This window comes from Lysinibacillus sp. CNPSo 3705, assembly GCF_028674935.1.
Taxonomy (GTDB): Bacteria; Bacillota; Bacilli; order Bacillales_A; family Planococcaceae; genus Lysinibacillus.
The window spans coordinates 20,442-43,549 of sequence record NZ_JAQZSD010000036.1 but is presented as its reverse complement, the minus strand read 5'-3'; the positions used below and the strand labels follow the sequence as shown (position 1 = coordinate 43,549).

The following is a 23,108-nucleotide window of genomic DNA, read 5'->3' as shown; positions in this document are numbered from 1 at the left end:
TCGTAAAACAGCCAATCTATCATAATTTTCTGATAAATACATCATAATAACATGTATAATAAAAGTATTAAAAAATTATGAATAGGTGGTGCTTTATTTGTTAAAAAATACAACTATAATATCTTTTGCTTTAGTACTCCTCATTTTTTGTATCGGATGTTCTAATAATGCCCAAAAAATTATATTGGATATAGCCGATGACAAAGGAAATTATAAAGAACGTATAGAAATTCTAGATAAAGACCAAGTTTCAATCGTACATAAAATTCTTAATAACGCTGAATGGGAAGAAGAAAACGAGGCATCATTTGGGTTATTAAAATATAAAATGTCTTTTGCTTTTATAGATTCCAATAAAGAGGTTAAGACTTCTTACTATTTAATTTATATTTATTCAAATGAACAATTAATTTTGGTAGAGAATGACGCGAAGTTTACTAAATTATCAATAGAAGATTCGAAAAAATTATTTGATATACTACCTAGCGACACAGAATCGCTAAGGACTACTGTAGCTAATTTCCACACACACATAGCCGTAGAAAGTTACGGGGCCCCGAAGAGATAAAATAAAATGAATACCTCAACAAAAACAAAAAGCGCATTTAGACACTCCTTTTAGAAAGTCTAAATGCGTTATGTCGTTTATAATACTTTTTCTAAGAAATCCTTTGCACGCTGGGTAGATGGTGCGGCGAAAAACTGTTCTGGTGATGTATCCTCAATTAACTTTCCGCCATCAAGGAATAGTATACGGTCAGCCACTTCACGTGCAAAGCCCATCTCATGCGTTACGATTAACATCGTCATCCCAGTATCAGCAAGATTTTTCATTACCGCTAATACCTCTTTTACCATTTCAGGATCAAGAGCAGAAGTAGGCTCATCAAATAACATTACTTTTGGATCCATTGCAAGTGCTCGGGCAATGGCAACACGTTGCTTCTGCCCTCCTGATAGACGGTTTGGATATTCATTGCGTTTTTCAAATAGGCCTACCTTCGTTAATAAATCTTCAGCCTTTTTAATCGCAGCTGCCTTATCCATTCCCTTCACATTAATCGGTGCATATGTTAAATTTTCAAGTACCGTTTTATGAGGGAAAAGATGAAAATGTTGAAATACCATACCGACTTCTTCACGGATCTTCATAATGTTTGTCCCTTTGTCCGTTAGAACGTCTCCAGCAATTGTAATCTTTCCGCTCGTTGGCTCTTCTAATAAATTTAAGCAGCGCAGGAATGTTGATTTACCAGACCCTGATGGTCCAATAATAGCAATTACTTCTTTTTGTTTAATTTCTGTTGAAATACCTTTTAGGACTTCATTTTTTCCATATGATTTGTGTAAATCTTCAATTTTAATCACTTTTTCTCATTCCTTTCTCGATTCGTTTGCCAAGGAACGTTAATACAAGTGTCATAATGTAGTAGATTACACCTGCAAATAGTAAAGGTTCTAGATAGCGATATGTTGCACCACCAACAATGTAAGCACGGCGCATAATATCAAGTGCACTAATAACTGTGACAACAGCTGTTTCTTTATTTAATGTAATAAACTCATTGACTAAAGATGGCAAAATATTTTTTATTGCTTGTGGGATAATAATATCCTTCATCATTTTTGCATACGGAATACCAAGTGCTTGTGCCGCTTCCATCTGTCCTTTATCTACCGCATTAATACCAGCGCGAATGATTTCAGAAATATAAGCACCTGAGTTTAACCCAAATGCAATAATAGCCGTTGGAACTGGGTCAATTTGAATATCTAATAACTGTGGCACTGCATAGTAAATAATCATTAATTGTAATACGAGCGGTGTGCCACGGAAAATCGATGTATAAAAATCTGCAAACCAACGTAAAACATTCACTTTACCAATTTTACATAACGCTAGTAATATACCAATTATAAAACCGATGATTGAAGCACCGATTGCAATTTGAAGTGTAACACCTATCCCTTTTAATATGTAAGGAATAGAGGGAATGATAGCTGTAAAATCTAAATTCACAGTGCCCCCTCCTTTCTTGGGTTCTTTTAAGGAAATGAAAGTATAAGCGATAGCTCGAAATAGAGCTATCGCAGTCCAACTTGCTTATTTAACTTTTAACCATTTTTCTTCTAGCTCTTTAATTTTGCCTTCAGTAGCTAATTCTTTTAATGCTTTGTTAATTTTATCTTTAAGATCGCTACCTTTTTGAACAGCGATTGCTTTGAAGTCTTCAGGTTGTTCTTTAACAAGGAACGCCTCAAGTTTATCATTCGTATCAAGATAACCTTTTGCTACACCACTTTCTACAATTCCAGCATCTAAACGTTTAGACATCATGTCTTGAATAATTTCAGGAATTCGTGTACGTCCTTCAACTGTTGCATCTACTTCTGTAGCAATTTTGTTGCCTAATTTTTCTTGAATTGAAGCGTTTTGAACACCAATTTTTTTACCAGCTAAATCAGCTTCTTTTTTAATTCCACTATCCTTTTTCACGATAAACACTTGCTCTGTTTGATTGTATTTATCAGAGAAATCTACAACTTTTTCACGTTCTTTATCAGGAGACATACCAGAAATAACAACATCCACTTTACCTGCTTGTAGAGCTGGTACTAGACTATTGAAGTCAATATCTTGAACTTGCATTTCTGCACCAATCTTGTCACCAACTAATTTAATTAAATCGATATCAAAACCAATAATGTCTTCACCTTTTGCAGCGTCAACATACTCAAATGGTGCATAATCAGATGAAGTACCTACTTTTAATACTTGCTTTTCTTCTGTGCCTTCGCTTGCATTTGTTTTTTTATCGCTTGCCTTATCATCTTTTGCGCCACATGCTGCTAATACACCAATTACTAGCACAAGCATTAGCATAAAAATTTTGTTTTTCATATTCACGATCCCCTTTTAATTGTATTTTTTGTCTATAAAAATCTACGTTATCGAAATTAATCAAATGGATATTTATTCACTTTAGAGAATAAAAAATCTATCTGCTAATAAGATATACCCTTTTGAAGTAATAATCAAGCAAAACTAAAAATTTTCCGATAAAACATTTTACACTTAATTTTCAGATAAATCAATCTACTCAGACAAATGCAGCAGTTATATTCAACAAAGGACCCCCAAAAATGGGGGTCCGCCACTAATGTTATTTTTCATCTGGAAATAGCTTTTCCTTCAACTCATCCTCTCCAGACCCTTCTGCTAAAGGTACTCGAGAGCGATACGCTGCACGACATATTAAATGCCCTGCTACAGGAGCTGTTACGAAAACGAAGATAATTCCTAAAATTAAACGTACACTCACATATCCATCATGCACCCAAAAGTAAATAAATGCACCCAGTAGACATGTTAAGACCGACAATGTTGAACTTTTCGTTGCAGCATGTGAGCGTGTGTAAACGTCCGGCAAACGAATCATCCCTAATGCACTAATAACACTTACAATGGAGCCAATCAATATAAGGATAACTGCTGCCCATTCAATCATTTGATTTACGTTCAACAATCACACCTCTTTCAATATATTTCGTAAATGCAATCGTGCCGATAAAAGCTAAAATACCTAATATTAAAATAGCTTCTAAATACGCCTTTGTTTTCAATATAATGGAGACGATAGCGATTGCTGAAAGTAAATTAACACCTATTGTATCCAGTGCTATGGCACGGTCGGGCAACGAAGGACCTCGAATCACGCGAAACAGCGACAACGCAATCGATACACTGAATAACGCCAGAGCCAATAGCAAAATTTTTTCAGTCATTAACGTGTCACCTCCATGATTGCTTGTTCAAATTTCCCTATAGAACGAATGACAGCTTCTTTTGATTGTTCAATATCCATTGCATGAATATAAAACATGTCTCCCTCTTCACAAACTTCCATCACTACTGAGCCCGGCGTAAGAGTGAGCAACAATGCAAGTGCTGTTATTTCCCAATCTCCTTTAAGCACTGTTTTATACGTAAATATACCAGGCGTAATATTGAGTTTCGGCGTAGTAATTTGTCTTATTACACTATAACTCGATAATAGTAGCTCCCAATTAAAGAGCCATAATAATTTAATGATTGAAAATACACGTCGTAAATAAAATTGCGTGCCGTAAAAGCGATGCATAGCATATAAAATTCCTATTCCGACGATAAACCCCATTAAAAATGTCGAAAACTGCGGGATAACTTCATCTTGTAACAAGAGCCAAAGTGTTGCGATAAATAAATTTAAGATAAATTGCATCGCCATTATTTATTCACCTCACCTTTCCACGTCGTACCATCCAGCACTGCATCAATATAGATGGATGGTGTGTAAAGCGTTTTTGCTGCATCTGTTACATACGGAGCCAGCCATTCAGCTCCAATTCCTAAGCCAATTGTACAAGCTGCCAATAATGTTAGTGGCAAGACCATACGCTTTGGTAACGGCTTTTCATCCTCTAGACTAATAATGGTTTCTCCAAAGAATGAGGAGAGGAATATTCGTAATAGTGAATACAAAACAATTAAACTAGATAAAAATCCTAACCCTAGTAGAACAAAATTTCCGCCCTCAATAGCTCCTTGTCCAATTAAAACCTTCCCTAAAAAGCCACTTAATGGTGGTATTCCAGCAAGGGAACACATGACAATAAAGAATAACCAACCAAAAAGAGGGTAATTTCGAATGAGCCCACTCATTTTATCAATAACCGTTTCGCCAGTAACGTACATCATCATTCCAACTGCTAAAAACAGCATGGCCTTAGCTACCATATCATGCATCAAGTAATAGGTTACACCCTGTAAAGCTGACTCTGTACCGATCGCTAGACCAGCTACTATAAAGCCGACACCAATTAGGACATTATAAGAGGCAATTGTTCTTACATCTCGCCCTGCTAATGCTCCCATACATCCAGCAATAATCGTAACTCCCGCCATAATTCCTAGCACCATATGAGTCACTTCAGTATTCGTTGGGAAAAGTAATGTAAAGGTGCGGACGAGTGCATAAATACCAACCTTCGTTAATAACGCTGCAAAAAGTGCAGCTATAGCTGTTGGAGGTACACTGTATGAGCCCGGAAGCCAGAAAAATAATAGGAGGCCAGCTTTCAAGCTAAAAACAATTAAGAAAATAAGAGCCACAGTCGTTATTAATGGATTAGCTCCTGCCTCCATAACACGGACAGAAATATGTGCCATATTCAACGTGCCAACTGTTCCATATAAAAAAGCTAATGCCACTAGGAAAATCCAAGATGCAACAATATTAATCAGCACATATTTTAACGCCTCGCGCAGTTGAACTTTATCGCCACCTAAACTAATAAGTGCATAAGAAGCAAGTAACATAACCTCAAAGCACACAAACAAGTTAAAAATATCCCCTGTTAGAAACGAACCGTTAACTCCCGCTACCATAAGTAGGACAAACGGATAAAAGTACATCTTTTCAAAGCTCTTACCGATTGAAAAAATGGCATACAGCAAACAAATGGCTGCGACAATATTCGCTACTAATACAAGAAGCATTGCGAATGAATCTGCAACAAATAAAATGCCGAACGGTGGTGCCCAGCCACTAAAATCAATACGCATCACACCTTGTTTTTGAATCTCTAGCAATAATATGACACTAATAAGAACAACAAAACTTAATGTCAATAAACTAATAATGCGCTGCAAAAAAACATTTTCACGTAAAAATACAAGTAAAATCGCCGTAATAACCGGCACAATTAATGGTAAGACAATCATATTACTCATCCGGCGTACCTCTCAATTCATCAAAATTCGCCGAATCGTTCGTTTTATACGCTCGGTAACCAAGAACGAGTACGAACGCCGTTACTGCAAAGCTAATGACGATTGCAGTTAAAATTAATGCTTGCGGCAAAGCATCTGTATAAGGACCTTCTGATTCTTCTAAGAGTGGTACATCCCCTTTTTTCAGTCCACCCATCGTTAATATTAGTAAATGTGCCGCATGCGATAAGACTGCAGTTCCTAAAATCACACGTAATAACTGTTTCGAGAGGATTAAGTACGTCGCAACAGCTACTAATACACCAACTAACACTAGTATTAAAGACTCCATTGGCTACTCATCCTCACTTATACTTAAAATTATTGTGACTACAACACCTACTACCGTTAAAGCTACGCCAGCCTCGAAAATTGTTACAGTCGAAAAGCCCATTTTCCCAAATATCGGTACATTTATATAACTATGTGTTTGCGTTAAAAACGGAACATCGAAAAATAATGAGCCGATTGCTGTGCCTGTTGCAAGTAATACACCAAGCGCCGCAACTTTTTTAAAATCCAATGGCATTCCTTTATGCACCGTTTCAATGTCATATGCTAAATACAACAGAACAATGCCAGAGGCCAGCACGAGACCACCTATAAAACCTCCACCAGGAGCATGATGCCCTGCAAAGAATAGATAAATACCAAGGGTTAAAATAATGAAGACGACCGTCTTTGTGATAGTACGCAAGATGACGTCATTGATTTTCATGATCCGTTTCCTCCTTTCGTGGCTTTAGCTTTGTTAATGTATATACTCCTAAGCCTGCAATCAGAAGAACGACCACTTCTAGCATCGTATCAAATGCACGGAAATCGCCTAATATTGTGTTGACAATATTTGAGCCACCCGCTAGTTCGTAGGAATCATTGAAGTAAGTAGCCACTGGCTTAAAGCGATCAAAATGGACAACTGCTAAGCCAATTAAAGTAACTGTGGCGCCAACAAAAATGGATATAATCGCCTTAGACCATTGCTTTTTTTTCCGCGAAGCTTCAGGCATTAAATCGGGTAAATATTTAAAGCATAGAAGGAATAATGCAGTTGTTACAGATTCAACGACTAATTGGGTTAATGCTAAATCAGGAGCACGGAAAATAACAAAGAAAAATGCAATTGAATAGCCGAGTACGCCATTTAATAACATGGCTGTTACACGTCCTTTAGCGAAAATTATCCATACTGCGGCGAACATCATCACAAATACTAAAATGAGCTCATAAGACTCAATTGTGGAATCCTTCGCAAAATTAAATGCACTAGCATCCGACCAAATAAAATATCCTGCAATTAGCGCAACAAAAAATACATAAATATAAACAAAATAATGCGTTAAATTGCCTGTCATATAACGATTAGTAAGCTTCGCAGAACTATTTTCACTAAACTCAATCATACGGTTGTAATACGTATTAAACGTATATCTTTGCGGGAATATCCGATACAAAGGCTTCCAGCTTTTTAACGTTTTAAATAAGATGACCCCAATAATAATTACACCGAGCGTCATTAACAATTCTGCATTTATGCCATGCCAGGCATGAATATGTGGTGTTAATTCACTAGTTGATGGGAATGTTGGATAAATGCTATCCATAGCAGGCTCTAAAATATAATGCCCTAGCACGTTCGGGAAAAAGAAAATCCCAACTACAAAAATGCACAGAATGATTGGCGAAAATAGCATCCCTAACGGAGCTTCATGCGGTTTTTTATCCAACTTATCTAGCCGTAGTTTTCCGAAAAATGTTCGGCTGATCAAAATCATACAGTAAACAAATGTAAAGATACTTGCCACCCATGCCACTATTGGAAAGAGTAGTCCCAAATCAGCAATTGAAAATGCCTCTACGTTGCGAATCGCTAGTACCGCTGCGAAAAACATTTCTTTACTTAAGAAGCCATTAAAGGGAGGTAAGCCTGCCATAGAAAATCCACCAATGACTGCAATTGTGAAAGTTATCGGCATTATGGCCATTAGCCCTCCGAGACGGCGAATATCGCGTGTGCCTGCCTCATGATCGACAATACCGACCATCATGAATAGTGCACCTTTAAACGTGGAGTGATTAATAAGATGGAACAACGCTGCAAAGCTTGCCTGCGTATAAAGAACAGTATCTGGAGCATAACCGTAATAATGACCTACCGATCCTAGCCCAAATAAGCTCATAATCAATCCAAGCTGACTAATCGTTGAAAAGGCCAGTAACGCCTTTAAATCCGTCTGACGCACAGCATTAAATGAACCCCAGAACAATGTTAGAAGGCCAATCACACTTACTAGCCAGAACCAAACAGCCTCTCCTCCAAATACTGGGGAAAAACGTGCAACTAAATATATACCAGCTTTTACCATAGTTGCCGAGTGTAAATAAGCACTAACCGGTGTTGGCGCCTCCATCGCATCTGGTAACCAAATATGGAAAGGAAACTGTGCGGATTTTGTAAATGCACCAATTAGAATAAGGATTAATGCTGGGCTAAACAGTGTATGATCTCGTATAATGCCTACATTGGCTACGATTTCGCGAATACTAAATGTACCTGAAGCTACATAGAGCATCAAAAAGCCTGCTAACATTGAAAGGCCACCAAAAACGGTAATTGTCATAGCTTTCCTTGCACCAGCACGAGATGCTTTTCGATGATGCCAAAATGCAATTAACAGGAAAGATGACACACTTGTTAGCTCCCAAAATGTGTATAAGACCATTAAATTATCTGAAAAGACGACGCCAAGCATAGCGCCCATGAATAGTAATAAATAGCAGTAAAAATGGTGAAGAGATTCTTTCGTTGATAAATAAAAAATAGAATATAAAATAACTAAACTACCTACACCCGTAATCAGTAAACCAAAAATCATACTGAGTCCGTCGAGATAAGTTGTGAAATTTATATTAAAAGAGGGAATCCACTCATATGTATGCATAAACGTTTTACCCTCGGCAATTTGAGGAATGTAGCGCGCGAGTAAAAGAAACAAGATGAATGGAACAGATAACACAAACCAGCCTAGGTGTGCAACACGCCTTAGTCGCCTATAAAGTAGTGGAATAAGTGCAGCACAGACAATTGGTAAAAGAATCGCAAAGAGAACTGTAACCAAGTGAAAACCTCCTACTAACAATTTCGTTCAGCAACTGTATGATATGGTGCGAAAAAACTGTGTATATGAGAAAATAACCGATAATAAAGTATTCCCAAATCTACTGAAGTTACTACTGTTTTATATGCTTCACGCACAAAAATTTAACAATTGCTGGAGATCCTAAAAAAACTCACTAAAAATGAATAAAGCTAACTAACATATTAGAAATTCTCTTGAAATTTGATTCATGTAATAAAGTGTGTACTCCTTGAATCGGAAAACAAATGGTAAAGATCTAGCTCAATTTATACAGGGAAAAAGTTTCTGGTGATTACACTGCATAAAACAAGGGGAGTCTTTCAGGCTATGAACTTTTTCTACTGAGAAGCCTAAATACCGATAACGTATTGCCTTAAAGCCTTTAGAAAATGGCACGACTTTTTGAGAGATAATATGTACACACTATCCATGTCACTATAGTTTTACCAAGTCACTTGACTAACTAATTAACTAACTGCATAATAGTGTGGCATATAGAGGCAATTGGCTTAAATGTACGGAATGCATAATTCAAATAACTGTAAAGTATAGAGATAACCCAGTTTCCTCAAGGTTTTCCCAATATATTATCATTAACTTTTATACGTTTTTTAGTATACAATATAAATGAGCATAATGCACTGTATCAGTATCGATTTTTGCTGTTTTAGGCTATTTTTTTCAAAATCGACTGTAAAAATGACAAAATAACGACAAGATAAGAGGTGTTAATTTTTATGAAGCATGTAAAAGGGCGTTTAGACGAAAGTATATTAGTTTGTGTCTACTATGGACTTAACGGTGAGCGATTAATACGACGTGGTCATAAAATGGCTACAATGTTAGATTGTCCGCTCTATATTCTTTCGGTCGATTCGCAACCCCTTGATGCATTTGATGCAGAGAAATCTAGCTACATTGAGCAATGGAAAAAGTTATCTGATGAGCTTGAAATTGAAAAGTTCATATTACAAGATAATGAGAAGCGCCCCATCCAAAAGGTTATTGCAGAAGTGGCAAAAAATTACGGAATCTCCCAAATTATTGTAGGCCAAAGTGCACAAAGTCGCTGGGAAGAGATTACAAAGGGTTCCTTCTTAAACGTCTTACTAAAAGAGGTTCCTTTTGTTGATTTTCACATTGTAGCTGTCCAACGTCCAACTGACGACGATGCGAACGATACATACGAAAAAGGTGTACGTGCTTATTTAATCCAAGAACACGAAGATTTTAAAGTAGCATTTACATGTCCTAAATATGTATCAATTGAAGGTATATTTTTCAAAGAGATTGGCACTGACTTTGATAATGGTATTTTTAAATTTACTTACAACGATAAAATGCATGAAGTTCACATATCAGAGGGCTATGTACTAGATAAAGAAAAACTTCCGGCTGAATTTTTATCTCCATTACGCCAATAATAAAAACGCGTTTCTCAAACTTGAGAACGCGTTTATTTTACGCCGCCGAAGCTGGTTTATCCTTAGGTAAGAAAAATGCTACTAGTAATAATAAAGGGAGCAAAGATACAACCATCATCGTAAAATCAATACCCCTATGATCCATTAATACACCAATTACCATCGCACCGATTGCGCCCATTCCGAAAGCAAAACCAGTTGTTAAACCAGCCATTGTTCCAATTTTTGTTGGAACAAGCTCCTGTGCATAGACAACTGTTACTGAGAAGCTAATCATAATGAGTGTACCGATAATCACTAAAAATATCATTGCTGCCCATAACGGTACATAAGGCAATGCCAAACAAAATGGCATTGGCACAACAACGGACAGTAAAATTACGTTTTTTCTACCAATTCGATCGGATAATGAACCTCCGAAAAATGTGCCAACGACGCCAAAGGCCATAAAGGTGAAAATTAATATTTGTCCAAGACGAAGACTAACATCATAATGATCCATTAAATAAAACACATAAAAACTTGTAATATTCGTTGTATAAAATGATCTCGCAAAAATAATCGTAAACAGTAACGTTAACGCAATACCTACTTGTTTCTTTGTTAATGGAGGCAAGTTCGAAACTAATACTCGTTTTTTCTTTGCTATACGTTCTTGCTCTAGCTGCTTTCTATACCACGCTGCAATTTTGCTCAATAAAACAATACCTATTGCTGCCACTACTAAGACAATTGCTGCACCACGTTGCCCAAAAATATCAAAAATATAAGCACTAATTAGTGGTGCAAGTGCTTGCCCAGAGTTTCCTCCAACCTGATAAACTGATTGAGCAAGTCCTCTTTTCGAGCCAGCTGCCATGAATGAAACACGAGAACCCTCAGGATGGAAAATAGCTGAGCCAAACCCTAAAAATAATACTGCAATAATAATTATCCAATATTGTGATGTGAACGCTATAATAGCAATGCCTATAAATGAGCTTGCCATCCCAATCGGGAGTGCGTAAGGCATCGGCTTTTTATCGCTAGCAAAACCAACAACAGGCTGCAGAGCAGAAGCAAACATATTTAATGCGAACGAAATAAGACCTATTTGCGTGAAAGTTAGCCCTAAATCACTCTTCAATATCGGGAACATCGCTGGAATAACAGCTTGCATTGTATCATTGATAAGATGGGCAACAGCTATTGCAATCATAATTGGATAGACTGGATTGTTTAAATTCCCATTTTGTTTATTCATACCGCCACCTCCCTTTCTAATCTTTGTAAATTTTCATTATAAGAGATCGTCGCATACAATTGTCCTTTTTGCACAAGCTATTCATTGAAAATAGCAGTTTTAAGGGAGTGATTTATGTATGAATATAGACGAATTTTTTAAAGCCGATTTTTGGGAAATGATACTTAGGGCAACACTTTCCTTCTTTGCTCTACTCATCGTCACCCGATTACTAGGAAAAAAACAGCTTGGGCAACTAACCTTCTTCCACTATACAACAGGTATCACATTCGGTTCCATTGCTTCTGAAATAGCAGCACAGGCTGAAACACCCTTTTTAGATGGCCTTATTGCCCTCATTTGGTGGAGCATCTTAACTTATATTATGACTATCATTACTATTAAATCTAAAAAAGCTCGTGTAATTGTTGATGACAAGCCAACAATCCTAATTCAAAACGGAATTATTTTAGAGTCCGCCTTAAAGAAAAATCGTCTGCATATGGATGAGTTAGCGATGATGCTACGGGAACAGGCCATATTCTCAATACAAGATGTCCAATATGCATTACTTGAAACGACGGGTAAATTAAGTGTGTTACCAAGACCCGCTGAGCAACCGGCTACAAAGCAAGATGTTAAAGCTGATGTTACGCCGCCAACCTATATACCAACAGAAGTGCTTTCTGACGGTAAGGTTATTTATGAAAATTTAGTTGAACTTGAATTGACTGAAGATTGGCTTATGAAAAAGCTGAAAAAGCAAAATGTCCAAGCCGTTGAGGATGTTTATTTTGCTCAGGTTCAAACAAACGGCTCCCTCTATATAAGCATGAAGGATAAAGCAAGACGATCAAGCTCTTAACAGCTTGTCTCGTCTTGCTTAATCTATTTTTACAATATCTAATGGTGTAACAATGCCGATTAGTTTTTGATGTGGTTTACCATGCTCCGTTATTAATAAAGCTTCAAAGCGACGTCCCCGTTCCACACCTTGTTTAAAAATATCTTCGGCCTCGTAAATCGTTATGTATCTACTCACAAATTTATAATTCACCTTATTTTTTTCATGTATCAAAATATCATGTAAAGACGGAATTTTCTTAGGTATTTGATCGCCTCCCATCATCGTAGCTAGCCAATTTGTAATTCCTACTGTCGTTACAAGCCCTTTAAATTGATCTTTATGATATACGGGAAACTGTGTAAATTTACGATGACGTATAACTTTTAAGACATGTTTTAATGAATCTCTTTCCTGAAAAACTAATACTTTTTTATGAAACATTTGGCCAACAAGTGTTGGCTTTGCAAGTGTTGCATCTATATATTCAATTCTTTCCACAACATCTATATGTGGTTCAGCGATGACATACTCTAATGATGTGCGATGATGAACAATTGCATTTCGTAAATCTGCATACGAGCGCAAATCGTCTTCGTATTTACGAACTAGTACTTCCTTTTTCTTCGCTTGATCAATAAGACGATAAAAGGGCATAAAGTCCTTTGCGCCAACAATATCTCTTAACCTATGATCTATCCGATTAAACGCTGTAAGAAAGCGATCGGAATTTTCTGTAGCCAATTTTTCCACTTCCTCCTACTTATATTTTCATATTTTCCGAGTTATTAGACAAATTCTGTTTCATAGCTCCATTATATTCCTAAGTTATGGATATTCCAAGATAAGTAATTACATCATATAGCCTTGTTGCCATAACGTGGGGTTGATTTTCGTTCTGCCTGTGCACTTTCCTGGAGGCGTCGAGCTATTTATTTATCTACTTTTTGACAGTGTCCAAACACCTGCTAAAAGAAGATAAACAAGTATACCTAGATTACTTGAAATTTATGCGAAGTTTTTTGAATATTATTGGATTAGTATGTATAATATTGGTAATAACCAAAAAGGGGGATTTGCTTTTTCTTGTCATTCATCGTTCGGACACTGCGTTATGATAAAGAAATTGGTCTATTATTGCCGACAGCCAAAACAGAAGGATCCACAATCTTTAGAATAGAATCTATTAGATCGATTGAAGGAATTATAATGCGGATCAGAATCAGTGCAACGCATTATTAAACGTGAATAAAGAAATTTTCTTTACAGTCTGAACAAATTGAATTGTATCCGTTAGAGGAAGTTTTCATACATTTTATTGAACATGCTTTTACGATATACGAAGTTAAAAGAAGGTGATCTCCAACAATGAGTATAGAGACGTTATCGGTAATTGGTGTCTTAGCTATATTAGATACGTTGAGCCCTGCTATAATCGGTGTGACTGTATATGTATTGCTTGTGGCAAAAAAACAACAAAGTCGACTGCTATTAACTTATTTAACGACAGTGGTTTTATTTTATTTTAGTACCGGTATTTTTTTGATGCTTGGCTTAGATGTTATTTTTGATCCAATTGCAAGTGCATTAAATAATCAATCTGCTAGATTAGTAATGATAATTGTAGGGGCGATATTATTTGTCGGAAGTTGGTTAGTACCAAAGAAAAAAACATCGGGATCTCCTAAGCCGAAATCGTTTAGTATAGGGGCAATGATTGCTTTAGGATTTACGACTTCTCTTTTAGAAGTGGCAACAGCTTTACCCTATTTTGCGGCAATAGGTATTTTAACGAGCAATCATTTAGCCTTTTACGAATGGTTGCCCATCATAGCGGGATATAACCTAATAATGATTACGCCAGCGATCCTATTACTCTGCTTACACATACTGTTCAAACGCTTTATGAATAAGCCGTTAAGAAAAATACAAGCGCTTTTTGATAAAAGCACAAGTTCTGCTCTTTCATGGGCAATGTTTTTCGTCGGTCTTATTTTGCTGATGAATGCTCGTATGCTTTAAAAAGTAATATAGTAAAAATCCGCTATAGTTTTTGAATCGATAGTGCCGCTGGTTTTAGTGCTCGTGCCCTATGTTAAAAGTTTACGCGGATTTTTACCTCCATACTTCCTTTAAATTTTCGTCATCGATACGTTTTTCTTCATTGTCAAAATTCCTATACCCATACAAATTATGGTGATAACTAATGTAATAGATAGGCTCCACCAATAATCCGACATCTCCATCGTGCCCCTCATTAATTGAACACCATATACCGGTAATTTCCACGGTGATATCGTCCAAAATGTCCCAACTAAAGCATCCAGTATTTGCCCAATAAATATGACAGCAAATGCACATGCTGTTGCTACCACTGTTTTAAAAGTTGCACTCATCATTAATGTCACGGCTATCACAAAGAGCAGCCAAGAAAAATACGTAAAAAAGCTTGCTATAAGTGTCCCTATCTCAAATGTCCCATAAAGCACGACCGTATAGTATACGCTCGCGGTAAAACCAGCTAATATACTAACAAGGCCAACAGTACTCATGACGATAAATTTACTCATAAAATAAGCGCCGAACGATATTGGACGGACATACAATAAAGTAGCCATTCCACTTGCTCTTTCTTTACTTATGGTGCCTACGAAAATTGCCATTAATACGAGTAAACCTATCGTCTGAAACTGTCCAATAGAAGCTTGTAATAGATCCACTGGCATTAATTCTGGCATCAACATTTCAAAGCCTTCTGGTACGTTACCAACAGCATTTAAAATATCCATCATATAATAGTTCGTCAGTGGATCGCTCATACCGAGCAAAGCAAATACAAGAGGTATCCATAAAAACTTCCAGCTTCGCCAAGCTTCTCTGAATTCCTTTTGAAGTAGTACAGTAAATCCTCTCATATCTTTCTCGCCACCTTCATAAAAATCTCTTCAAGCGATGCTGTTTGACGCTCTACTTTTCGTATTTCATAAGGACAACTACTCAAATGTTGAAGCAACCCCTGCATACTTGGTTGTTCATCAATAATTTCTATATATACATAACTGCCCTTAGCTTTTCCTATAAGTTCAGATTGACTGGCAAAAAGTTGTGCTTCTTTTTCAGTGCTAAATTCTACAACATAATTTGATTCTTCGAAACGTTGTCGAACTTCACGCAATGTCCCCTGCTCTACTAGCTTTCCATCACGTAAAAACAGTAATTGATCTGTCATCTCCTCAGCATCATTTAAAATATGTGTCGAATATAAAATCGTCGTTTCCTGCTGTAAGCCCTTCAATAAATCAAGAACTTCCCTACGACCTACTGGATCCAATGCAGACACAGGTTCATCTAATAACAGTAATTTAGGCTTATGAACAATTGCCTGGGAAATGCCAAGCCGTTGCTTCATGCCACCAGAAAACGTAGAAATTTTCTTATTTAAATCATTACCGAGACCTACAAACTCAAGTGTTTTTTTGGCTTCTGCTTGTGCTTTTTTTGCTGGCACACCATTTAACTTTGCCGCCATTTCAGTAAACTCTAACGCACTTAACCAAGGATAGAATTGCGGATATTGTGGCAAGAAACCTATATTAGCTCTTAAATGACCATCTAGCATTTTTACACTTCCGGAGGTTGGTTTTAATAAACCTGTTAGCATCGATAATGTCGTTGTTTTGCCAGCGCCATTAGGTCCAATTAAAGCTGTCGATGTATTTTTTTCTAAAGAGAACTCAATCCCATCCACAACTACCTTTTCTGCAAATTGCTTTGTAAGTCCTGCTACCTGAAGTAATATCGTCATGATTGTTTTCTCCCAACTATAAAGTACGCAATCGATCCAATAATATTTGTAAAAATAATAAGAAGCGCCCATAAAACTTTAGGGCCATTTGTTGCATGGACTTTCCGTAAATCAACTAAAGCTACAATCATTAAAATAAATTGAACGACTATTAGTGGTGCGATGACTGCCCATGGAACTTTCGCTAATTCCTCCATCATATAATTCACCTCATCTTTGTTATATTATCACTATAACAAAATCTGTTCTAATGTGTATAGCACAAATTTATGTATCGGCTGTTAAAAATAATCCGGCTAAGCACTTTCTCGGGGCGTCCAATGAGTCGTATCGCTTGCGCTACAAGATCTCATCCGTAACGCTGATCTCCAGGAAGTCACTTAGCCGTCACTCTAATCAATTTAACAAATATCATCCATATGTTTCTTCTACTTAAATCGGGTATGCATTAATTCGACTCAAAACCTTTACAACCATCGACTGCTAACGCCATTGCTAAAGTGTAGAATGTGCGACGTGCTCCAGCACAGTTTGGAGATTCTTTATCAGTAGTAGTTAGGTCTGTAGCCGAGCTAACAGTTCCATCTGTATTTGAAGCATCGGCTAATATATCTAAGCGAGCTAAATCCCAAAGACCTGAACGACCGTGTGATGGGAAGGCATTTTGACCATGTAATGCTTGACCAACTTCAAGCTGGAGTTTAATTGCTTCCCCGATTTTATTAATACTTGTAAATCCTTGACCTGCGAATCCAGGATAAACATTGAACAATCCGACCATAGCTTGATTGATCCCCTCGCCCTTATTAGGTATTTGCCATGGATTTTTAATCAACTCGGATGAACCTAACATTGCGTTTTCTGGAATGTACATACCCCAATATTTAGCTTGGCTAATCGAATTATTTATTAAAGTATTTTTAATAATTGAATAGTTTGTAAATATATCTTGGTAAGTATTAATCATCTGAACTACCATAATTCCAGAATCTGAATCTGAATTTGGTACAAGATTGTACCATGATGAAACTGTTGGATTTTCAATCAAGCTTGCAAAGATCTGTAAGAATGTTATTGCAAATGTATTATATGCCGGAGAATCAAATCGAGATCGCAGCATATTATTCGTTAAGTTTACTTCGGAATATCCATGAACCGGCAGAACTCTTTTAGCAGTTAATGCATCGTTAAATGGCTCTTGTTGGAAGCACCCTTTAGCATCATTAGCAACTAACGTATTTGAACCCCAATGAGTATAGCTAAGAACATCTCTGATTGCATTTTTCAAGTTATATGCAGGATTTAATGAAGCCCCAGTTTTATTCACTTTTACATCATAAACATGTGCCGCCATCCATAATGCAATTGTATTTAGCGATTCGTTAAGAATAAATCGTTCGTTTTTAGTGTTGAAATAGGAATGGTGATCTATATAATCTTTATCACTTGTTCCTGGTTGAATACCAGCAAAAGAAACTTGTCCTGAGCTATCAAGAACTGTTGGCATCTCTAAGTATTTTTTTTGAGGATCTGTGGATAAATCTGCGGTAGTTATCCAGTATCCTATTTGGCCCGAATATGGTCCAGTAGCAAAACGGTACGCTTTTTCTGAGTCATTATATGTCCAAGCAGACGGAGTCCGATGATACATTAAAGAATAGTTTTCTTTAGAACTTAATACTTCATTAGCAAAATAGTCTCGGTATCGATCTAACAACTCATCTACATTAGAAAGTGATACATCGCTTTGAGACTCATCCAATTTTTTAAGCATCGCTACACCAAGATAAATAAAGCCTGCTAATGGATTGATTGACGGGAAATTATATGTTCTTTTCAAAAGTTTAGGAATAACAGTATTAACCACTTCTTTGTAAACGGCATCACGCTCTCCAACCAATGCCTTTTGTTGAGCGAACTGGGCACAGAACATCATTAATTGCCCAACACCTTGTTGATAGGTGGAAGCATCATTCGTACCATTTAATAAATGATTTTGGAAAAATTTCCGCACTCGTGGATATCGGCCTTTATCCTTCTTATAAGGATGGTTTACAGATACCTGCTCGTTAGACAATAGAAAAGCTTCAGTAAAGGCTTGAGCCTCTTGTAAGGGTGTAAATGTAGTCAATTGATTCACTCCTAAATTTGTATTTTTAACTTACATACATAAAAGTGAATGATATTTTCAAAAATAAACCAATTTATTATAAAAAAGAAGATGTACCAAAGTTGAAAAAACTATTGGTACATCTTCTCTTTTATTTGTATAGCTTCTGCAAAGCATCTGCCATTTTTGGACGAATTGTTACTTGTGGACGGGCTTTCTTTACCGCCCCTTCCGCTTCCTCTAGAGAATTGGCCATGCCAAGCTCCATTAATACAGCAGTGGCAGCCACTCCTGCGCGACCTCCCCCGCTTCCGCAATGGAAGTACACTTTTTGTCCATTCTCATAGGCAGAAACAATTTCTTTCGTAACTTTTTCAATTGATGGTGCAACTTCTATGTCCTCATCTGCAATTGGCATATGCTTGTACGCATATGAAGCCGCTTCTTGCTCCTCTTTAGATAAGCCATTTACTCGAACATCAATCACGATATCAACCGTTTCTTGTTCAAAAGCTAAATCTGCATCTTTTGCACCGCCAAAGAATAATCGATCCTTCACTAATACATCGTAATTTTTCTCCATTGTATGCACGCTCCAAACGACTATTTAAGTAAATGTTTAATATCATCATAAAATGGAAGAGCTGTTAATGCCCCTGCTTTAGTGGCTGCTAAAGCACCCAGCTTATTGCCAAAGCTTACACAACGAACAAGTTCCTCTTCTGTTGTAGGTAAACCATTGTAATGAACATCGCGTAATACACCAGCCATAAATGCATCTCCAGCACCTGTAGTATCTACTGGCACAACCTTTTCTGTCGGTACATGGATAACCTCACCATTTAATACCGCAAATGTGCCATTTTCCCCTACTGTTACTAAAATAATGGGCACTAAATAACTGTTTAATTGCTCAATGCCCTCTTCCAAGCTAGTTGTTTCTGTTAGGAAAAATAATTCTTCATCAGTAACCTTTAAAATATCTACGTGCTCAAAAAATGACGTGATCGTTTCACGGCAAACCTGCTCACTGCTCCAGCGTAGAGGGCGAATATTCGCGTCCATTGCGATAATTGCCCCTTTTTCCTTTGCCATCTCTACAGCAGCACGTGTAGTATCAAGGGCTGTAGGATGGAACATTGTACCTGAGCACACAGTTAAAGCGGATGCATGTTTAAAAGCTGCTTCATTTAATTGTGTTGCTTCTACTTGTAAATCTGGCGTCTCATCGACATAATCCTTAAAAATCCGCTCACATGCTTCCGTTAAGTGTACATAGACACCGCTAACACGCTTCGCAGGGTTAAATACCGCATAATCCAGGCTGACCCCTTCTTGTGCAAGGCCATCTCGAACAAACTGAGATCCTTCGTCATCTCCTGTGATCGTAATTAACGCAGATGGAGCACCGATACGGCTAATTCCCGCAGCAACATTTACTGTTGCACCACCCATATATTTAGTAAAAGATGTATTTGTTACATCATCAGCGATATAGTCAATAAAAGCATCTCCATAAACTAAAATATAATCCTTATCTTCCTTTGTCATTGTTGTCCCCCCGAAACTCTAGTCATTATAGATTAACATGAAAATTGATGTCATATAAAGTTTTAAACTTTCGGAAAAATAATCAATTATGCCTTGGCAAAAAGCACTCCCTTCTGATTCCAAGACACCCGCGGAGACTTTAACTTCTTTGGGCGGGTGTTTGGCACCCGCCCAAAGAAGTTAATGATGCCATCAAAATATCCCCATTTACTCAAAAACTTGAGTCATCCTCTATCTTTGTTATACTTGCCTATAGAAAGGTAGGGATTTTGACAATGAGTATTACAATTCGACAAGCGCAACCACAGGATGCCCATGCCGTTGTACCATTAATTATTGATGCGATTGGTGATATTGCCAACCGTTTAACAGGTGAACAAACAGCGAAAGCCGTTGAACAAGAACTTACTGTACTATTCAAGCGTGAGGACAATCGACATTCCTATTTAAATACTTTTGTTGCTGCCCTGAATGAACAAGTATTAGGAATTCTTGTTTTTTATAATGGTGTCGAAGCCATTCATATGGATGCAAATCTCGTAAAATGGCTTGAAGAAAAAAATGCGCCATCCATCATCATCGATAAAGAGGCTCATGAAGATGAATATTATATTGATACTATTTGTGTAGCACCAGAAGCTCGTGGTAAAGGAATAGGAACATTATTACTGCAATTTGCCATAGAGGAAACAGAAAAACGAGGCTATACAAAATTATCATTAAATGTTGAAACGGAAAAAGAGGGCGCACGTCGCCTTTATGAACGTATGGGCTTTGTCATTACAGAGCCATGGTCCATAATCGATGAACCATTTCATCATATGGTGAAGCAATTTTAGGAAGTGAAAAAAAACATGAAGAAAAATTTATTTTATCCTCTTTTAATTGTCATTGCTTCTAGTAGCTACGGTGTACTATCGACAATTGTCAAAGTAGCTATGCAGCATGGCTTTACAACAGGAGAGGCAGTATCGAGTCAATATATTATTGGCTTTATGCTGGTTGCAACAATTTTTATAGTGACACAAAGACAATTACCGAAGCTCTCTAAAAAGGGACTGCTTATTTTGGTGTGCGCCGGGATATTTACCGGAACTACAGGAATTATATACGGCGAATCATTAAAGTATCTACCAGCCTCTCTTGCAGTAGTAATGCTCTTCCAATTCACATGGATTGGCTTATTAATAGATTGTGCCCTTCATAAACGCTTACCAAGTCGGACTGAAGTGATTTCCATCATTGTATTATTTGCTGGAACGATTTTAGCTGCTGGCGTACTAAATGTAGATTTAAGCGATATTCCTATTCAAGGCTGGCTACTAGGTTTTGCTGCTGCCTTTACTTTTGCTTGCTTTATTCAATTTAACTCTCGTCACGTGGAAGGTATTACAACGACCTCACGCGTGTTGATTGTTTCCTTTGTCGCTCTTATCATTATTGGTATTTTCCTAAACCCTGAAGTTCTTTGGAACGGCAAATTATTCGGCGGGGGATTATGGAAATTCGGACTAGCACTGGGACTATTTGGGATTATTTTGCCAATTTATTTATTCTCTATAGCTGTTCCGAAAGTGGGCGGAGCTCTCGCCTCTATTTTAAGTGCTATGGAGTTGCCTGTTGCTGTAACCGTTTCTGTTATTGTTCTCCATGAGCCATTAACTTCTTTACAAATAGCGGGTATTATTTTAGTTATTTTAGGTATGATGCTACCGACAATACTTTCGCAGCGACGACAAAAGGGAAAATCTTTAGAGCCTGTCAGTAAGTAAATACTTTAATCTAAATTAGAAAGGGAGATGGATCATTTTTTGATACATCTCCCTTAATTTAAGTATGAACCCCTTTCAAAATCAATTGTTCACTTACATTTTCGATATTCTATCCCCAAAACTCTTATACTTGAAATCTTAGCTACGATAATATAATTATAATTTTTTAATTATTCTAACATTAATGCACGGTCTATGGATTATACTGATAGTATGTAAGTTTTTCACTATTAGGGAGGGGGAAGATTATGCAGAAAACACGTATTTTCGGTTTTTTACTTGTGCTGATGCTTCTTGTCTTAGCTGCTTGTAGTAGTGACAAGGCTACTACAAAAGATAGCGACAAAACGTCCAGTTCTGAAAAGACCGATGTAGCAGCTAAGCCATCTGGAAAGCTTGTTATTTATACAGGGCGCGATGAAGAAATGGTGCAAAAAGTAATCGATCAGTTTAATGAAAAGTACCCGGACATTGAAGTGGAATTTTTAACGATGGGCGCACAGCAAATTTTAGAACGCCTACGTGGTGAAAAAGCAAATCCTCAGGCTGATTTTTGGTGGGGCGGTACGCAATCTGCACTAACTGTCGGTGCCAATGAAGGTTTACTTCAAGCTTGGAAGCCTAGTTTTAACGACTCCATTGATGCAGCCTATAAAGATGCGGATGGTCGTTGGTTTGGTGAAATGTTACTGCCAGAAGTTATTATGATTAATAGCGATGTGTTAAAGAAAGAAACAGGTCCACAAGATTGGGATGAATTATTAGATCCAAAGTGGAAAGATAAAATTTTAATTCGTGGTGTGTTAGCATCTGGGACGATGCGTACTATTTATTCATCTATGATTTTACGCCAAGGTGCAGATACACCTGAGAAAGGCTATGATTGGTTATTAAAATTAGATGCCAACACGAAGGAATATACACAAGATCCGAATGCACTTTATTTAAAGATGACAAGACAAGAAGGCAGTGTTTCTTTATGGAATTTGCAAGATATTTTATTAAAGAAATATACGACTGATTATCCGTTTGATTATATTTATCCGAAAAGTGGTGCACCGATTTTAGTTGATGGTGTTGCTGTTGTTAACAATGCTAAAAACTTAGAAAATGCAAAGCTCTTCGTAGAGTTCTTATTTGAAAAAGGAATGGTGACTCAACTAGCAAACGATTACTATCAAATTCCTACTCGCTCAGATATCGATAAAGCTTCAATGCCTGAGTGGTATAAAGAATTAGACTTAAAAACTTTTGATATAGACTGGACACTCATGTCTGATAAAGAAGCAGAATGGATGGAGTATTGGGATAACAATATTAAAGGACGCGGAAAAAAGTGACCGATTATTAAAGATTTTTGACCTCAAAAACACCTACGAATATTGCGTATATTTTTAAGCCTCGAGTATATGTTTGCTCGAGGCTTCA

The 23,108-nt window shown here is 37.1% G+C and carries 25 protein-coding genes; 7 read left to right on the top strand and 18 right to left on the bottom strand.

Annotation, left to right across the window (positions count from 1 at the left end; translation table 11 throughout):
- The first annotated feature begins 97 nt into the window (after positions 1-97).
- Positions 98-568: a hypothetical protein gene (locus PVA17_RS15700; RefSeq protein WP_274068209.1), complete on the top strand. Its 471-nt coding sequence runs from the start codon at positions 98-100 to the stop codon at positions 566-568.
- A gap of 77 nt (positions 569-645) precedes the next feature.
- On the opposite strand, the gene PVA17_RS15695 is transcribed toward PVA17_RS15700, so the two are convergent.
- The 10 genes from PVA17_RS15695 to PVA17_RS15650 all read right to left on the bottom strand — a co-directional run bounded on the left by PVA17_RS15695 (position 646) and on the right by PVA17_RS15650 (position 8,931).
- The gene (locus tag PVA17_RS15695; protein WP_274068208.1) at positions 646-1,368 is read right to left on the bottom strand and encodes an amino acid ABC transporter ATP-binding protein; all 723 of its coding nucleotides are present in this window, start codon (positions 1,366-1,368) and stop codon (positions 646-648) included.
- Entirely contained in the window at positions 1,361-2,020 is a 660-nt protein-coding gene (locus tag PVA17_RS15690; protein ID WP_132363591.1) for an amino acid ABC transporter permease, read from the bottom strand. The genes PVA17_RS15695 and PVA17_RS15690 overlap by 8 nt, the downstream gene beginning before the upstream one ends.
- A gap of 84 nt (positions 2,021-2,104) precedes the next feature.
- Positions 2,105-2,902 (bottom strand): transporter substrate-binding domain-containing protein, encoded by a 798-nt coding sequence (locus PVA17_RS15685; RefSeq protein WP_274068207.1) that lies wholly within the window; start codon positions 2,900-2,902, stop codon positions 2,105-2,107.
- A gap of 262 nt (positions 2,903-3,164) precedes the next feature.
- A complete protein-coding gene (locus PVA17_RS15680; RefSeq protein WP_248717651.1) occupies positions 3,165-3,524 on the bottom strand; it encodes a Na+/H+ antiporter subunit G in 360 nt (119 codons plus the stop codon).
- Positions 3,502-3,786 (bottom strand): Na(+)/H(+) antiporter subunit F1, encoded by a 285-nt coding sequence (locus PVA17_RS15675; RefSeq protein ID WP_049663615.1) that lies wholly within the window; start codon positions 3,784-3,786, stop codon positions 3,502-3,504. The genes PVA17_RS15680 and PVA17_RS15675 overlap by 23 nt, the downstream gene beginning before the upstream one ends.
- Positions 3,786-4,268 (bottom strand): Na+/H+ antiporter subunit E, encoded by a 483-nt coding sequence (locus PVA17_RS15670; protein ID WP_142509620.1) that lies wholly within the window; start codon positions 4,266-4,268, stop codon positions 3,786-3,788. The genes PVA17_RS15675 and PVA17_RS15670 overlap by 1 nt, the downstream gene beginning before the upstream one ends.
- Positions 4,268-5,773, bottom strand: coding sequence for a Na+/H+ antiporter subunit D (locus PVA17_RS15665; RefSeq protein ID WP_274068206.1), 1,506 nt, complete (start codon positions 5,771-5,773; stop codon positions 4,268-4,270). The genes PVA17_RS15670 and PVA17_RS15665 overlap by 1 nt, the downstream gene beginning before the upstream one ends.
- Positions 5,766-6,104 carry a Na(+)/H(+) antiporter subunit C gene (locus PVA17_RS15660; RefSeq protein ID WP_132363601.1) on the bottom strand — a complete coding sequence of 113 codons (339 nt, stop codon included), beginning with the start codon at positions 6,102-6,104 and terminating at the stop codon, positions 5,766-5,768. Before PVA17_RS15660 ends, PVA17_RS15665 begins: the two co-directional genes overlap by 8 nt.
- A 3-nt stretch (positions 6,105-6,107) precedes the next feature.
- Positions 6,108-6,530: a Na(+)/H(+) antiporter subunit B gene (locus tag PVA17_RS15655; protein WP_132363603.1), complete on the bottom strand. Its 423-nt coding sequence runs from the start codon at positions 6,528-6,530 to the stop codon at positions 6,108-6,110.
- Positions 6,517-8,931 carry a Na+/H+ antiporter subunit A gene (locus tag PVA17_RS15650; RefSeq protein ID WP_274068205.1) on the bottom strand — a complete coding sequence of 805 codons (2,415 nt, stop codon included), beginning with the start codon at positions 8,929-8,931 and terminating at the stop codon, positions 6,517-6,519. The genes PVA17_RS15655 and PVA17_RS15650 overlap by 14 nt, the downstream gene beginning before the upstream one ends.
- Before the next feature lie 758 nt (positions 8,932-9,689).
- Here PVA17_RS15650 and PVA17_RS15645 point away from each other — a divergent pair.
- The gene (locus tag PVA17_RS15645; RefSeq protein ID WP_132363607.1) at positions 9,690-10,376 is read left to right on the top strand and encodes an adenine nucleotide alpha hydrolase family protein; all 687 of its coding nucleotides are present in this window, start codon (positions 9,690-9,692) and stop codon (positions 10,374-10,376) included.
- 37 nt (positions 10,377-10,413) lie between these two features.
- Here the strand turns inward: PVA17_RS15645 and PVA17_RS15640 are convergent, their stop codons facing one another.
- Entirely contained in the window at positions 10,414-11,619 is a 1,206-nt protein-coding gene (locus PVA17_RS15640; RefSeq protein WP_132363609.1) for an MFS transporter, read from the bottom strand.
- A gap of 118 nt (positions 11,620-11,737) precedes the next feature.
- On the opposite strand from PVA17_RS15640, the gene PVA17_RS15635 reads away from it, so the two are divergent.
- On the top strand, positions 11,738-12,463 hold the full coding sequence (locus tag PVA17_RS15635; RefSeq protein ID WP_371873283.1) for a DUF421 domain-containing protein: 726 nt from the start codon (positions 11,738-11,740) through the stop codon (positions 12,461-12,463).
- An 18-nt stretch (positions 12,464-12,481) separates the two neighbouring features.
- Here the strand turns inward: PVA17_RS15635 and PVA17_RS15630 are convergent, their stop codons facing one another.
- Positions 12,482-13,195: a CBS domain-containing protein gene (locus PVA17_RS15630; RefSeq protein WP_274068204.1), complete on the bottom strand. Its 714-nt coding sequence runs from the start codon at positions 13,193-13,195 to the stop codon at positions 12,482-12,484.
- A gap of 615 nt (positions 13,196-13,810) precedes the next feature.
- On the opposite strand from PVA17_RS15630, the gene PVA17_RS15625 reads away from it, so the two are divergent.
- Positions 13,811-14,464, top strand: a complete 654-nt coding sequence (locus PVA17_RS15625; RefSeq protein ID WP_274068203.1) for a GAP family protein — start codon at positions 13,811-13,813, stop codon at positions 14,462-14,464.
- A 110-nt stretch (positions 14,465-14,574) separates the two neighbouring features.
- Here PVA17_RS15625 and PVA17_RS15620 read toward each other — a convergent pair whose 3' ends face one another.
- The 6 genes from PVA17_RS15620 to PVA17_RS15595 form a co-directional block, all read right to left on the bottom strand.
- Positions 14,575-15,357 carry an ABC transporter permease gene (locus PVA17_RS15620; protein WP_274068202.1) on the bottom strand — a complete coding sequence of 261 codons (783 nt, stop codon included), beginning with the start codon at positions 15,355-15,357 and terminating at the stop codon, positions 14,575-14,577.
- Positions 15,354-16,247, bottom strand: a complete 894-nt coding sequence (locus tag PVA17_RS15615) for an ABC transporter ATP-binding protein (RefSeq protein ID WP_274068201.1) — start codon at positions 16,245-16,247, stop codon at positions 15,354-15,356. The genes PVA17_RS15620 and PVA17_RS15615 overlap by 4 nt, the downstream gene beginning before the upstream one ends.
- The gene (locus PVA17_RS15610) at positions 16,244-16,447 is read right to left on the bottom strand and encodes a PLD nuclease N-terminal domain-containing protein (protein WP_132363619.1); all 204 of its coding nucleotides are present in this window, start codon (positions 16,445-16,447) and stop codon (positions 16,244-16,246) included. Before PVA17_RS15610 ends, PVA17_RS15615 begins: the two co-directional genes overlap by 4 nt.
- A 248-nt stretch (positions 16,448-16,695) precedes the next feature.
- Positions 16,696-18,378, bottom strand: a complete 1,683-nt coding sequence (locus tag PVA17_RS15605; RefSeq protein WP_274068200.1) for a hypothetical protein — start codon at positions 18,376-18,378, stop codon at positions 16,696-16,698.
- Between the two features lie 130 nt (positions 18,379-18,508).
- Positions 18,509-18,940, bottom strand: coding sequence for a protein-tyrosine phosphatase family protein (locus tag PVA17_RS15600; protein WP_132363623.1), 432 nt, complete (start codon positions 18,938-18,940; stop codon positions 18,509-18,511).
- 20 nt (positions 18,941-18,960) lie between these two features.
- Positions 18,961-19,908 (bottom strand): carbohydrate kinase family protein, encoded by a 948-nt coding sequence (locus PVA17_RS15595; RefSeq protein ID WP_132363625.1) that lies wholly within the window; start codon positions 19,906-19,908, stop codon positions 18,961-18,963.
- Between the two features lie 275 nt (positions 19,909-20,183).
- Here PVA17_RS15595 and PVA17_RS15590 point away from each other — a divergent pair, with 275 nt between their 5' ends.
- From PVA17_RS15590 to PVA17_RS15580, 3 genes are all read left to right on the top strand, one after another.
- The gene (locus tag PVA17_RS15590; protein ID WP_274068199.1) at positions 20,184-20,747 is read left to right on the top strand and encodes a GNAT family N-acetyltransferase; all 564 of its coding nucleotides are present in this window, start codon (positions 20,184-20,186) and stop codon (positions 20,745-20,747) included.
- A gap of 15 nt (positions 20,748-20,762) precedes the next feature.
- Positions 20,763-21,680 carry an EamA family transporter gene (locus PVA17_RS15585; RefSeq protein WP_274068198.1) on the top strand — a complete coding sequence of 306 codons (918 nt, stop codon included), beginning with the start codon at positions 20,763-20,765 and terminating at the stop codon, positions 21,678-21,680.
- Positions 21,681-21,928: 248 nt separating this feature from the next.
- Complete coding sequence (locus tag PVA17_RS15580) at positions 21,929-23,020, top strand: extracellular solute-binding protein (protein WP_132363631.1); 1,092 nt, start codon at positions 21,929-21,931, stop codon at positions 23,018-23,020.
- Positions 23,021-23,108: the final 88 nt, after the last annotated feature.

Coding starts and splice junctions, on each gene's coding strand:
- PVA17_RS15685 (WP_274068207.1), bottom strand. CDS start 2,902: ATGAAAAACAAAATTTTTATGCTAATGCTTGTGCTAGTAATTGGTGTA.
- PVA17_RS15675 (WP_049663615.1), bottom strand. CDS start 3,786: ATGACTGAAAAAATTTTGCTATTGGCTCTGGCGTTATTCAGTGTATCG.
- PVA17_RS15670 (WP_142509620.1), bottom strand. CDS start 4,268: ATGGCGATGCAATTTATCTTAAATTTATTTATCGCAACACTTTGGCTC.
- PVA17_RS15665 (WP_274068206.1), bottom strand. CDS start 5,773: ATGAGTAATATGATTGTCTTACCATTAATTGTGCCGGTTATTACGGCG.
- PVA17_RS15660 (WP_132363601.1), bottom strand. CDS start 6,104: ATGGAGTCTTTAATACTAGTGTTAGTTGGTGTATTAGTAGCTGTTGCG.
- PVA17_RS15655 (WP_132363603.1), bottom strand. CDS start 6,530: ATGAAAATCAATGACGTCATCTTGCGTACTATCACAAAGACGGTCGTC.
- PVA17_RS15645 (WP_132363607.1), top strand. CDS start 9,690: ATGAAGCATGTAAAAGGGCGTTTAGACGAAAGTATATTAGTTTGTGTC.
- PVA17_RS15640 (WP_132363609.1), bottom strand. CDS start 11,619: ATGAATAAACAAAATGGGAATTTAAACAATCCAGTCTATCCAATTATG.
- PVA17_RS15635 (WP_371873283.1), top strand. CDS start 11,738: ATGAATATAGACGAATTTTTTAAAGCCGATTTTTGGGAAATGATACTT.
- PVA17_RS15625 (WP_274068203.1), top strand. CDS start 13,811: ATGAGTATAGAGACGTTATCGGTAATTGGTGTCTTAGCTATATTAGAT.
- PVA17_RS15620 (WP_274068202.1), bottom strand. CDS start 15,357: ATGAGAGGATTTACTGTACTACTTCAAAAGGAATTCAGAGAAGCTTGG.
- PVA17_RS15615 (WP_274068201.1), bottom strand. CDS start 16,247: ATGACGATATTACTTCAGGTAGCAGGACTTACAAAGCAATTTGCAGAA.
- PVA17_RS15610 (WP_132363619.1), bottom strand. CDS start 16,447: ATGATGGAGGAATTAGCGAAAGTTCCATGGGCAGTCATCGCACCACTA.
- PVA17_RS15600 (WP_132363623.1), bottom strand. CDS start 18,940: ATGGAGAAAAATTACGATGTATTAGTGAAGGATCGATTATTCTTTGGC.
- PVA17_RS15595 (WP_132363625.1), bottom strand. CDS start 19,908: ATGACAAAGGAAGATAAGGATTATATTTTAGTTTATGGAGATGCTTTT.
- PVA17_RS15590 (WP_274068199.1), top strand. CDS start 20,184: ATGAGTATTACAATTCGACAAGCGCAACCACAGGATGCCCATGCCGTT.
- PVA17_RS15585 (WP_274068198.1), top strand. CDS start 20,763: ATGAAGAAAAATTTATTTTATCCTCTTTTAATTGTCATTGCTTCTAGT.
- PVA17_RS15580 (WP_132363631.1), top strand. CDS start 21,929: ATGCAGAAAACACGTATTTTCGGTTTTTTACTTGTGCTGATGCTTCTT.